General features: G+C 65.3%; 7 protein-coding genes. 3 read left to right on the forward strand and 4 right to left on the reverse strand.

The window, feature by feature from the left end:
- The 4 genes from LH128_RS18485 to LH128_RS31490 all read right to left on the reverse strand — a co-directional run.
- Nucleotides 1–1838 (reverse strand): arylsulfatase (locus LH128_RS18485; RefSeq protein WP_008831198.1); only part of this gene is annotated, 1838 nt, incomplete at its 3' end.
- A 71-nt stretch (nt 1839–1909) separates the two neighbouring features.
- Nucleotides 1910–4714 carry a TonB-dependent receptor plug domain-containing protein gene (locus LH128_RS18490; RefSeq protein WP_069709179.1) on the reverse strand — a complete coding sequence of 935 codons (2805 nt, stop codon included), beginning with the start codon at nt 4712–4714 and terminating at the stop codon, nt 1910–1912.
- A 129-nt stretch (nt 4715–4843) separates the two neighbouring features.
- Nucleotides 4844–5620, reverse strand: coding sequence for an HpcH/HpaI aldolase family protein (locus LH128_RS18495; RefSeq protein WP_008831200.1), 777 nt, complete (start codon nt 5618–5620; stop codon nt 4844–4846).
- 50 nt (nt 5621–5670) lie between these two features.
- Nucleotides 5671–6372 (reverse strand): GntR family transcriptional regulator, encoded by a 702-nt coding sequence (locus LH128_RS31490; RefSeq protein WP_008831201.1) that lies wholly within the window; start codon nt 6370–6372, stop codon nt 5671–5673.
- A gap of 192 nt (nt 6373–6564) precedes the next feature.
- On the opposite strand from LH128_RS31490, the gene LH128_RS18505 reads away from it, so the two are divergent.
- The 3 genes from LH128_RS18505 to LH128_RS18515 all read left to right on the forward strand — a co-directional run.
- Nucleotides 6565–9366, forward strand: coding sequence for a TonB-dependent receptor (locus LH128_RS18505; protein ID WP_008831202.1), 2802 nt, complete (start codon nt 6565–6567; stop codon nt 9364–9366).
- A 109-nt stretch (nt 9367–9475) separates the two neighbouring features.
- Entirely contained in the window at nt 9476–10789 is a 1314-nt protein-coding gene (locus tag LH128_RS18510) for an MFS transporter (RefSeq protein WP_008831203.1), read from the forward strand.
- On the forward strand, nt 10782–12155 hold a 1374-nt coding region (locus tag LH128_RS18515), incomplete at its 3' end, for an FAD-binding oxidoreductase (RefSeq protein ID WP_008831204.1). The genes LH128_RS18510 and LH128_RS18515, both read left to right, overlap by 8 nt.

The raw sequence follows: 12155 nt of genomic DNA on the forward strand, positions 1-12155 counted from the left end.
CCCCCCCCCCCCAGCCACAACGCCTGCATCTGCGCCAGCTTGGCGGGATTGGCGGTGGCCAGGTCGCGGGACTGGCTAAAGTCCCTGGCGAGATCGTAGAGTTCCCATTTGTAGTCGGTGTAGGGGTTGCCGCCGGGATTGCCCATTTCCCAGGGCATCCGGCGCGGGGTGGTGTTCGCCATCCAGCCGTCGGCGTAGATCGCGCGGTTGCCGAACATCTCGAAGTACTGGACCTTGTGCTGCTCGGGCGCGCGGGGATGGGTGAAGGTGTAGTCGAGGCTCACACCGTCGACCGGCTGTTGATCGATGCCGTTGACCTGGCGAGGGACCGGCAGGCGCACGGCTTCGAGGATGGTCGGGAAGATGTCGGTCACATGAGCGAACTGCGTGCGCACTGTCCTGGTATCGTTCAGGTGCCCCGGCCACGACACGACCATGCCGTTGCGGATGGCGCCGAGGTGCGAGGACAACTGCTTCATGTAGCGGAACGGCGTGCCCATCGCCCAGCCCCACCCGGCGGGATATAGCTCGATGGTGTCCGGCCCGCCCATTGTGTCGATCACCCCGGCCACTTCCTCGGCGCTCTGCTCGAAATCATGGCTCATGTGCTGGACCTGATTGAGCGTCCCGGCCGGTGCGCCCTCGCCGCTGGGGCCGTTGTCGCCCACGAGGTAGAGGACCATGGTGTTGTCGGACTGGCCCATGCGGTCGAGTTCGTCGAGGATGCGGCCGACCTGCGCGTCCTGATAGGCGATCATCGCCGCGAACACTTCCATGTAGCGGGCATAGACCCGCCTCTGCACGGGGGTAAGCGAGGACCACGCCGGGATTTCGGCCGGGCGCGGGGTCAGCGTGGCATTGGCCGGGATCACCCCTTCGCGCTTCTGGCGCTGGAAGTTCTCTTCGCGCAGCGAATCCCAGCCCCTGTCGAACCGGCCCTTGAAGCGGGCGATCCATTCGGGCGGGGCCTGGTGCGGCGCATGGGCACTGCCGGGCGCGAAGTAGGCGAAGAACGGACGGTCCGGGCCAGTCGCCTTCTGCTGGTGGATCCAGTGGATCGCGTCATCGGCCAGCGAGAAATCCAGCGTCTGGCCCTGCGGCAGCGCCGGTGCGTCGACCGAGAGGGTATTGCGATAGAGGCGCGGGTTCCACTGGTTGGTATCCCCGATCACGAACCCGTAGAAATAGTCGAAGCCCAGCCCGGTAGGCCAGTGGTCGAACGGGCCTGACAGCGAGGATTCCCACGAGGGAATGTTGTGGTGCTTGCCGAAGAAGGCGGTGTTGTAGCCGTTGTCGCGCAGCACTTCACCGATCGAAGCGGCGCTGCGCGGGATGATGGAACTGTAGCCCGGATAGCCCGACGCCACGTCGGTCACCGCGCCGCTGCCCACCGCATGGCTGTTGCGCCCGGTCAGCAGCGCCGCGCGGGTGGGCGAGCACATGCCGGTGGTGTGGAAGTTGTTGTACCGCACGCCCCGCTTGGCGAGGCGAACGAGATTGGGCGTGGGAATGGCGCCGCCGAACGCGGAGGTCGCCGCGAAGCCGACGTCGTCGGTCATGATCAGCAGGACATTGGGCGCCCCGGCCGGTGCGACGACGGGCACCGGCCAGTCGGGACGCGATTCGGCAACGGTGGTCCCGGTAACGCCGCGAAACGGGCTGTCGACGATCGGCAACACTTCGCGCGAGCGGCCGTCAGGCGTGCTGGTCTGGATGTTCGACGCGGGTGCCCCGGGTACGTTGGTCTGGGCACAGGCCGCGGCGACAATGCCGCAGCTTACAGTCAGGATCGCACTCGATCGCGCGAGTGCCTTGCGCAGAGATCCGTTGCCAAACATGCCTGCCTTCACTCCTTGTTGTCTCGTCCGGTGGGGCACCGCGCCTGCCGCGGCACGGCGCCCCCGTCAGGTCAGAACTTGAACTTCGCGCCGACCCGGAAGGCGCGGCCCACTTCGTCGAAGTAGGCAACATTGGTTACCGTCGTCGTCTGCGGCGCGATCGAGGGATCGGTGTCCAGCAGGTTGTTGACGACGCCGTAGATCTGCACCGAACCGTCATCCGTCAGGTCGTAGCGCAAGTTGAGGCTGAGGTAGAACCGCGAGGACACGGTATTGTCGTTGATATCGACGCCCTCGACGAAGAGGTTGTCGTACTTGCCCGCCCCCACGAAGCGCCCGACCAGCGAGCCACCGACGCGGCCGTGCTGGTAGGCGATGGTCGAGTTGCCGGTCCAGCGCGCTACGCCCGCGCCGTTGAACTGGTTGGCAAGGTTGGTGACGACCGCGCCATTGCTCTGTTCGAACTTGTCCACGTACGTCAGCAGGTTGCGCCAGGAGAACCGGCCGCCCAGCAGATCGGTCGAATACGACAGCTCGAAATCGACGCCGGCGGTGGCGAACGAGGCGAGGTTGATCTGGTTGATGTTGATCTGCGAGATCGTACCACCCGAACGAACCACCAGGCCGCACAGGCTCTGGTCGCCGGCATAGCAGCGATCGACGATGTTCTGCGCCGTCAGGCTGGTGATGGCGTCGTTTATCTTGATGTCGTAGTAGTCGACCGAAAGCTGGACGCCATTGATCCAGGTCGGCGCGTAAGTGACGCCGGCGGTGAAGGTGTTGGCTTTCTCCGGCTTGAGCGCGGTGCTGCCCGAGGTCAGCGTGGGAATGAAGATCGAGGCATTGCCGTTCTGCGGGTCGGTCACGCTGGTGATGCGTGTAACGGACGAGGCGTAGAGTTCGGAGATGTTGGGCGCGCGAATGTCTCGCGATCGGGTGGCGCGCACCATCAGGCCCGACCCGATATCCCAGGTGCCGCCCAGCTTCCAGGTCACGTAGCCGCCACTGGTCGAATAGTCGGCGTAGCGGACCGCGCCGTTGAGGTCGATCGCCTTGGCAAACGGCAGGTCGCGCACGACCGGCAGCTCCATTTCGAGGTACGCCTCCCTGACGCTGTAGCGACCGTCGATCGGCTTGTAGTTGCCGGCCGCATAGGCGCCGGCGATCGAAGCAGCATCGGCGGTGGCGCTAGCTTGTTCGTGGCGGTATTCGGCGCCGAGCGATGCGGCCAGCGGGCCGGCCCACAGTTCCGCGACGGGGCCGGTGAAGTTCACCGCCGCGACGTGCTGCTGGGTGACGAGGTGATAGTACTGGTCGCCCGTCACGTATTCCTTGGCGGCGGTCGAATTGGTATCGCCGAACGGGTTGTAGGCGATGCAGCCGTTGCCCGGCGCCGTCAGGGTCGATCGGCACACCGCCTTGCCGGTGGCGGGGTCGATGACCGAATCTATGGCGGCCAGGTAGCGTGCATTGTTGCGCACGCCGTTGAAGCGGCCGACATAGTCGGTCTTGCCGTACTGATAGTAGGCGTCCCACTTCCAGGCGCCGATGCGGCCCTTGGCGTCGGTGACCGAGCGGTAGGTTTGTGTGGTGTTGTCGGACGTGTTCGGCCCGACGTCGAGCGACAGGCGCCCGAAGGCGAGCTTGGTCAGGCCCTTGGCGTCCATCGCCGCCGTAAGCGCCGCGGGCAGGTATGCATTGTCGCGCTGGATCGTCAGCGTGCCGAAGTCGAATGGCGCGATCGCCTGTCCCGACGCGCGCGAACGGGCGTAGTAGAACGCGGTGCCGAACTCCAGCCCGTCGCCAGCGTCATAGTGGATGTCGCCGCTGGCCAACTGGCGCGAGATGCGCGGTGCGAGCGAGAAGTCGCTGAGGAAGCCCTGGCCAGCGCCGTCGCCGCCGATCATATACTGCGAACCGGCCAGCGTGCCCTGATTGAAGGGCACCGGGGTCCCATCGGCCGCGAACTGGATCCGGCGGACGTCGGTGGTGCCGGTCAGGTCGCCGTAGGTCAGACCCGAGGTGACGAGACCGTAAGGCGTCATCGTCGAAGTGCGGACATGGTCCGAGATGATGCGCACCGGCAGGCCATTGGTGGCGCGCGCGGGATTGGTCAGGATGCCGTATTCGCGCCGCCCCCAGTCACGCGTATACATGCTGCCGATACCGTCGTTGTGGAACACCTCGACCGCGCCGGAGACGTGAAGACGGTCCTCCAGGAAGGCGGTGCCGCCATGCAGCGCGAAGCGATAGCCTTGCGCATCGCCCACTTGCGCCACATCGTACTGCGCATCGCCTTCCAGACCCGTGAAGTTCTTCTTGTAGATGAGGTTGACCACGCCCGCGACCGCATCCGAACCATAGACCGCCGAAGCGCCGCCGGTGACGACCTCCACCCGGTCGATCAGAAGCGTCGGGATCATGTTGATATCGACCTGGCCGGTGATCGCGGTGGACACGTGGCGCTTGCCGTCGACGAGCAGCAGCGTGCGGTTGCTTCCAAGGCCGCGCAGATCGAGGAAGTTCGTACCGGCCTGCGTCGCGGTGGAGCTGGTGCTGGCCGACGAGGTGGTGGCGCGGAACGAAGGCAGTTCATTGAGCGCATCGGCGACATTGCTGGTCGCCCGGGCAGCGAGGTAGTCGCCGCCCAGTACGGTGAGCGGCGTGGGAGAAGATGCACCATCGCGGGCGATGCGGGTGCCGGTTACGACGATATCGCCGGCAGGCGCCGGGCTTTCGGCATCGGTTGCAGCGGACTGTGCCCCCACCGGCACTGCAACCTGCGCCGTCGCAGGACTGGCCAGAGCGACCGACAACGCAGCGAAACTGGCCGTGCAGCTCAGAACGTCGTACCTCAGATGCAATTTGGAAAGCATGATGTTTCCCCCCATTTGTCCAAGAGATGAATGCGCGCCTTGCCTCGCGCTGGCACCTTGAGCTCCGCCCCCGTTTTATTTCAGCATTGAACTATATAAGCCCGACGCCGGAGCGTCGGGCCTTCCCGGTCAGGCGTGCGCGGCGACCTTGCGCGCGGCCTGACCGGCCTGCGCGAACCCGTGCAGGAGAATGTCGACGTCGTTCGCGGCTACGGTCATGGCGTAGCCCTGTTCGATCCGCGCTGCGGCGGCTTCGGCAGTGGTGGTGAAGATACCGCACGGCGTACCGGCACGCTTGCAGGCTTCGAATACGCTCTGGCATGCCTGCTCGTGGCGCTCGTCGATCTGCGGGAAGCAGCCGAGCGACAGCGCCAGGTCGCCGGTCCCGATGAAGACGAAATCGACCCCGTCGACCGCCGCGATCTCGGCCGCATTGTCGACGCCGGCGGAAGTCTCGATCATCACCCCGATCAGCGGATTGATGCTGCGCTTGTGATAGCGGGTGAAGCCTTCCGCAAGCGGGCGCACGCCGCCGCCCGAACGGATGCCGTCCTTCGGGAACGTGGCTGCAGCCACCGCTGCGCGGGCCTGCTCGGCCGTTTCGACCAACGGCACCAACACGCCCTCGGCGCCGCTGTCGAGCGCTTCGCCGATCGCCGGCATGGTGTTGGCAGCCACCCGCATGATCGCCGGCTTGGGGCCCAGCACGCTCACGGCGAGGTGCGAGGTCATGCGATCCCACAGGCCATGCTGGAGATCGATGATGGCAGCGTCGAAATAGTCCATCGCGCCGATCTCGATCAGCGGCACCGAACCCATCGCGAACCACGATGTGATCATGCCCCCGCCCTTGAGAGCCGCGCGCATGTCGCTCGCATTGCCGAGCACTGGATTGAGGGTGGTCATGTACATCCTTGAATAGATCCGGCTTGAATGGGGTCCGGCTGGAGGCGAATTCAGAGAGCTCCGCCCGAGACAATGTCCTTGTTGTCGAAATCGGCCCGCGTCTTCTCCATCAGTGCGAAGAAGCGCCCCTGCGCGACATCGACGAAGCGGGTCATCGAATCGTAGACGGCGATGGAATTGCGGACGCGGAAGCCTTCCAGCAGGTCGGTCAGCAGCGCGATCACCACCATCTGCGTTTCCTTGTCGTGGAGCGTGCCGATCCGCACGGTCTGGACGTGGTCGACGAAGCGGCCGATCGTCGCGGCCAGGCGGGGGTTAGGCACGGCGTTGAGCCAAGCCTGACGAAAGCGCGTGTTGGCCTGCATCAGGGCGAGCGGCTCATCCTGCTCCACCGCGTCGCAGGCCATGCGATAGGCCGCTTCGAGATCGGCCACGGCCTGCGCGTCAAGATTGTATGCGGCAGCCGCCGCAGCGCGCGGTTCGAGCATCTTACGGATCTCGAAGATGTCGGCGATGTCCTTCTGGGACAATTCAGGCAGCATGAAGCCGCGCGTGGTGCCGACGAGGTATCCTTCATGGACCAGCCGCAGCAGCGCCTCGCGCACGGGCATACGCGACACGCCCAGTTCCGTGGCCAGCGCGGTATCGACCAGCTTGTCCCCCGGCCCCACGTCGCCGCGCTGAATGCGGGCGAGCACCTCCATGTAAGCGGGCGTTCCGCGCGCCCCACGATCGAGCTGATGCACTGTCATATCGGTATTCTCTTTCAAGACACGCTGCCTAGCAAGTGAAAAACAGAATACGGTTCATAAGCGGCTTGTCCATGCAAAAATGCTCAATTTTGGTGTTTTCGGCGAAATAATTGCGAAATACGCCCTTGACGGCCACCCAAATCCATATTCTGTTATGCCAATCAGTATTCGAAACGATGAGGGAAGTTTCCAATGCATACAGGGATCGCACATAACCGCTGGCTCGGAGCCAGCGCTCTTGCACTCACACTGGCCGCAGCCACACCTGCGCTGGCGCAGGAAGCGTCCGCGCCGAACCCCGAGATCGCCGAGGCGCCCGCTGGCGACATCGTCGTCACCGGCTCGCGCATCGCCCGCGACGGCTCCAGCGCACCCACTCCGGTCACCGTGCTCGGCGCCGACTATATGAACCAGCGCGGCCAATCGAACGTCGCCGATGCGCTCAACGAACTGCCTTCGTTCCGCCCGGCGCAGACGCCGCAGGGATCGTCGAACCGCTCGCAGATCGCGGGCTCCAACTTCGTCGATCTGCGCGGCCTGGGCAGTTCACGCACGTTGCTGCTGGTCGATGGCAAGCGCTTCGTGCCGTCCGCCGGCACCGGCCAGGTCGATCTCAACAATATTCCCTCGATCCTGATCGATCGCACGGAAGTGGTGACCGGCGGCGCTTCGGCCAGCTACGGGTCGGATGCCGTGGCCGGCGTGGTCAACCTGATCCTGAAGAAGGACTTCACGGGGATCCAGGGCGATATCCAGTACGGTCAGTCGCAGAAGAACGACGCCAACGAATACCGCGCCGCGCTGCTCGTCGGCGGCTCGCTGCTCGACGATCGCCTGCACATCATGGCCGCCGGCGAATACTACGACAACGAAGGTGCGGGCGACCAGTTCACCCGCGACTGGGGCCGCCGCCAGCCCGGCCTCGTCGTAAACCCGACTCCGGGCAACGGCACGCCGACCCGCGTGATCACCAACAACGTCCACGATTCGCGCCAGACCGACGGCGGCCTGATCACTTCGGGCCTGACCTGGGGCTCGCTCACCGGCACCAGCGATTCGCGCCTCGTGCAGTTCGCCGCCGACGGCACGCCCACGCCTTTCACCGTTGGCCAACTGGCCGGCAGCCAGCTGATGATCGGGGGCGACGGCGCCAGCTACTTCTACCGTGGCTTCGACCTGCTGCCGAAGATGGAGCGCAAGATCGGCTACGGCCGGGTGGCCTTCGACGCCACCGATTCACTACGCCTGTTCGCCGACGTGTCCTATTCGGACAGCCAGGTGAACGGCCAGAGCGCCAACGCCTACAACTACGGCAACCTGAAGATCGCGGTCGACAACGCCTTCCTGCCTCAGGCGGTCCGCGATGCGATGGTGGCGAACAACCTGTCGTCGGTCAGCTTCGGGCGCTGGAGCGGCGATATCGGTCAGGTCACGACCGAACTATCCACCCGCACTTTCCGCACCGTCCTGGGTGCCGAAGGCAAGATCGGCTCCGACTGGACCTATGAAGCCTCGTACGAATACGGCGAGACCAAGTACGAATCGCAAATCCACGGCCTGCGCCAGTCCGCCCTGTTCAGCCAGGCGCTCGATTCGGTGATCGACCCGGCGACCGGCAAGGCCGTATGCCGCATTGCGCTGACCAACCCGGGCACGTCCTGCCTGGCGTTCAACCCGTTCGGCGTCGGCAATTTCAATCCGGCCTCGACCGACTACTTCACCGGCACCGCCTGGCTGCGCCAGAAGACCGTGCAGAACGCCGCCGCCTTCAACATCCAGGGCAAGGTTCTGGAACTGCCCGCCGGGCCGCTCCAGGTGGCGCTGGGTGCCGAGTACCGCAAGGAGCAGGTGAACGCCGATTCCGATACGGCGTCCCAGGCCTCGCTGTGGGACTATGCCAACCCCAAGCCGCTGCACGGATCGTACAACGCCAAGGAATTCTACGGCGAAGTCAACGTGCCGCTGATCAAGGACTGGGCTTTCGCCCAGCGCCTCGATGTGACCGGCGCCGTGCGTTACACCGACTACAGCACCTCGGGCAGCGTCGCGACGTGGAAGGCGGGCCTCGATTGGGCCGTGAACGACTTCCTGCGCCTTCGCGCCACGCGCTCGCGTGATATCCGCGCGCCCAACATCACCGAACTGTTCAGCACCTCGGTGTTCGGCCAGAACACGCTGCGCGATCCCAAGACCGGCGGCAGCTACTTCATGCCCACGATCACGTCGGGCAACACAGCGCTCAAGCCGGAGAAGGCCGATACGCTGACCGCCGGCATCGTCCTGACGCCGGGCACGCACCTGCGCCTTGCGGTCGATTACTTCGACATCAAGATCAACGATGCGATCTCGACGCTGGCTTTCCAGTCGATCCTCGATCGCTGCCAGACGGGCGAAACCGTGCTGTGCAGCCAGATCGTGCGCAATAGCAGCGACGTGGTGACCTCGGTGACGAACAAGTACATCAACGTCGCCAGCCTGAAGAACCGGGGCGTGGATGTCGAGTTCAGCTACCGCCAGCCGCTGGACGAGATTTCCTCGCTGCCCGGCACCATTAGCCTGCGCGCCTTCGCGACCTACACGATCAAGTCGACCACCAGCGACGGCCGCGTCACCACTCGCCTCGACGGGCAGGTGGTGAACACCGTCGCCAGCGTGCCGAGCTGGATCGTCAACACCAACCTGGGTTACGATGTCGGTCGCTTCGGGATGCAGTTGCAGGGCCGCTTCATCAGCGCCAGCAAGTACGACAACACCTATGTCGAAGGCGTCGATATCAACGACAATTCCGTGCCGAGCCGGCTCTACGTGAACCTCTCGGCACAGTACAAGCTGCTGGACAGCGACCTGGGCAACGTGGAAATCTTCGCGGTGATCAACAACCTGCTGGACAAGGACCCGCCGCTGGTTCCCGTCTACGGCGTGGGCGCTACCAACTTCGCATATTACGATGCGATCGGCCGCGCCGGCAAGGTGGGCGTCCGCTTCAAGTTCTAAGCTCCCAGCCGCGAGGGTCCGGTCGGCCATGACCGGCCGGACCCTCGCTTCCATGACCCCAGACGCCTTTAATCGGTGACAGTTTTACGAGATGGAACGAGCCACACCCATGGATATGCCCGCCCCAGCGTCCACTTTGGCGGGGGATGGCGACGCCGCCCTGTTCGCCAAGGTCGCGCGCCGCCTGCTGCCGTTTCTGTTCGTCTGCTACCTGATCGCCCAGGTGGACCGCATGAACGTCGGCTTCGCCAAGCTCACCATGCTCAAGGACCTGGGGTTCAGCGAGCTGGTCTACGGCATCGGCGCGGGCACGTTCTTCATCGGCTACGTGCTGTTCGAAGTGCCCAGCAACATCGCGCTGAGAAAATTCGGCGCGCCGATGTGGCTGGGGCGGATCATGATCACCTGGGGCCTGCTGTCGATCGCGATGCTGTTCGTGCGCACGCCCGCCAGCTTCTACATCTTGCGCTTCCTGATCGGCGTGGCCGAGGCCGGGTTCTTCCCGGGTGTGATCTTCTATCTCACCTTGTGGTTCCCGGCCGCGCGGCGCACCCGCATGACGGCGATCTTCATGACCGCGATCGCGGTGGCGGGCGTCGTCGTCGGACCGGTCTCCGGCCTGATCCTGGAGACGCTGCATGATTTCGGCGGACTGCCCGGCTGGCAATGGCTGTTCATCATCGAAGGTACGCCGGCAGTGCTGCTGGGCATCGCCTGCATGAAGCGCCTCGACGCCGGACCTGCCAGCGCGCTGTGGCTCACCCCCGCAGAGCGCGACCGCCTGGCCGCCATCGTCGCGCAGGATGGCCCCGCAGCTGGCCCCGCAACTGGCCATGCCCCGCTGTCCTCGGTCATGACCAACGGCCGGGTCCTCGCGCTCAGCCTCGTCTACGGCTGCTACGGCACTTCGTTCTTCGGCTTCGTGTTCTGGCTGCCCACCATCATCCAGAGCGCCGGCATCGCCAGCCCGCTGATGATCGGCGTGCTCAGCACCATCCCCTGGCTGGTCGGGGCGGCCACCATGCTCACCCTCGCTTCGCGGGTGTCGAGCTTGCGCAACGTCGGCCCGCTGTTGATCGCATTGGCGCTGGTCTCGGCTTTCGGCTGGGCCGTGAGCCCGGCGGCGCTCGTCAGCATGCCGCTGGCGATGCTGTGCTGCTCGCTGGCGATGGCGGGTACGATGGGTTCGCTGCCGGTGTTCTGGAACCTGCCGACGGCGATGTTCACCGGCACCGCTGCCGCCGCCGCTATCGCGCTGATTTCGGCGCTGGGCAACATTCCCGGCTTCCTTTCGCCCTATCTCGTCGGCTGGATCAAGACTGCCACCGGCGCCTTCGATATCCCGATGTACGTCTTCGCCGCGACCATGCTGCTCGCCGCGATAGTTCTTTCGTTCCTGACGCGAGCACCCGCCCATGACTGACACCACCGCCCTTTCCACCACCACCACCACCGACGTCGTCGAGCGCCTGCTCGCCGCACTTGGCCCCGACATCGTCACGCTCGCACAAGAAGCAGACGGGCGCCGCTTCGCCGACTGGAGCGGTATTCCCTCGGGCGATGTCCTCGCCCTGATCCGCCCCCGCTCGACCGAAGAACTCTCGCAGGCCATGGCGATCTGCCACGCCGCCGGGCAGCCGGTGACCGTGCAGGGCGGACTTACGGGCCTTGCCGGCGGTGCCAGCGCGCTCGATGGCGAGATCGCCGTCAGCCTGGAGCGCATGAAGGCGATCGAGGAGGTCGATGCGGTCTCGGCGACGATGACCGTCCAGGCAGGCTGCGTGCTGCAGAGCGTTCAGGAAGCCGCGCTGGCGGCGGGCTACTTCTTCCCGCTCGACCTCGGCGCGCGGGGAAGCTGCACCATCGGCGGCGTGCTGGCGACCAATGCGGGCGGCAACCGCGTGATCAAGTACGGCATGACCCGCGACCTCGTGCTCGGCGTCGAGGCGGTGCTCGCCGATGGCCGCGTGATCAGCGGCCTGCACAAGATGCTCAAGAACAACAGCGGCTACGATCTCAAGAACCTGCTGATCGGCAGCGAGGGCACGCTGGGTATCATCACCCGCGTAGTCCTGCGTCTGCGTCCTCGCCCGTTGGGGGTTTCAACCGCGTGGTGCGGACTGGACGACTTCAAGGCCGTCACCACGCTGCTGCGGCGTGCGCAGTCCGAACTCGCCGGCGGGGTATCGGCGTTCGAGGTGATGTGGCCGAGCTACTACGACTATGTGCTGGGCAACTTCCCCGAACTGCGCCGTCCTTTGGCGGGGAGCCACGGCTTCTATGTCCTGCTGGAAACGGACGGCGCCGATCCAGAGGCGCAGGGCGAGCAGTTCGAGGCCTTCCTCGCCCGCATGTTCGAAGAGGAAGTGCTGGAGGACGCGGCGGTCGCGATGTCAGAACGCGCCGCGCTGGATTTCTGGGCGGTGCGCGATGCGCCGGGTGAATTCCCGCGCCTCATTCCCAACATGATCGCCTTCGACATCAGCTTCGCGGTCAGCGACCTGGCCGAAGCTGCGAGCCGCATCACCCAAGGCCTGGAGGCGCGCCATCCCGGCTCGCTGGCGCTGGTCTACGGCCACCTCGGTGACGGGAACATCCACCTCATCGCCGACGTGCCGGGTGCGACGGCGGAGACGGTCGAAGCCGTCGAGGCCTTCGTCTACGGCGTCGTCTCCGACTTGGGAGGCTCGGTTTCAGCGGAGCACGGCATCGGCCTCAAGAAGCGCAAGGTGCTCTCGCGCACGCGCACGCCCGACGAACTGGCGACGATGAGCGCGATCAAGCAGGCG

The sequence above is a fragment of the Sphingomonas sp. LH128 genome (assembly GCF_000293195.2).
Lineage (GTDB): Bacteria > Pseudomonadota > Alphaproteobacteria > Sphingomonadales > Sphingomonadaceae > Novosphingobium > Novosphingobium resinovorum_A.

Excerpts from the sequence above, each read along its gene's own strand:
- LH128_RS18490 (WP_069709179.1), bottom strand. The coding sequence starts at position 4,714 with ATGCTTTCCAAATTGCATCTGAGGTACGACGTTCTGAGCTGCACGGCC.
- LH128_RS18495 (WP_008831200.1), bottom strand. The coding sequence starts at position 5,620 with ATGACCACCCTCAATCCAGTGCTCGGCAATGCGAGCGACATGCGCGCG.
- LH128_RS31490 (WP_008831201.1), bottom strand. The coding sequence starts at position 6,372 with ATGACAGTGCATCAGCTCGATCGTGGGGCGCGCGGAACGCCCGCTTAC.
- LH128_RS18505 (WP_008831202.1), top strand. The coding sequence starts at position 6,565 with ATGCATACAGGGATCGCACATAACCGCTGGCTCGGAGCCAGCGCTCTT.
- LH128_RS18510 (WP_008831203.1), top strand. The coding sequence starts at position 9,476 with ATGGATATGCCCGCCCCAGCGTCCACTTTGGCGGGGGATGGCGACGCC.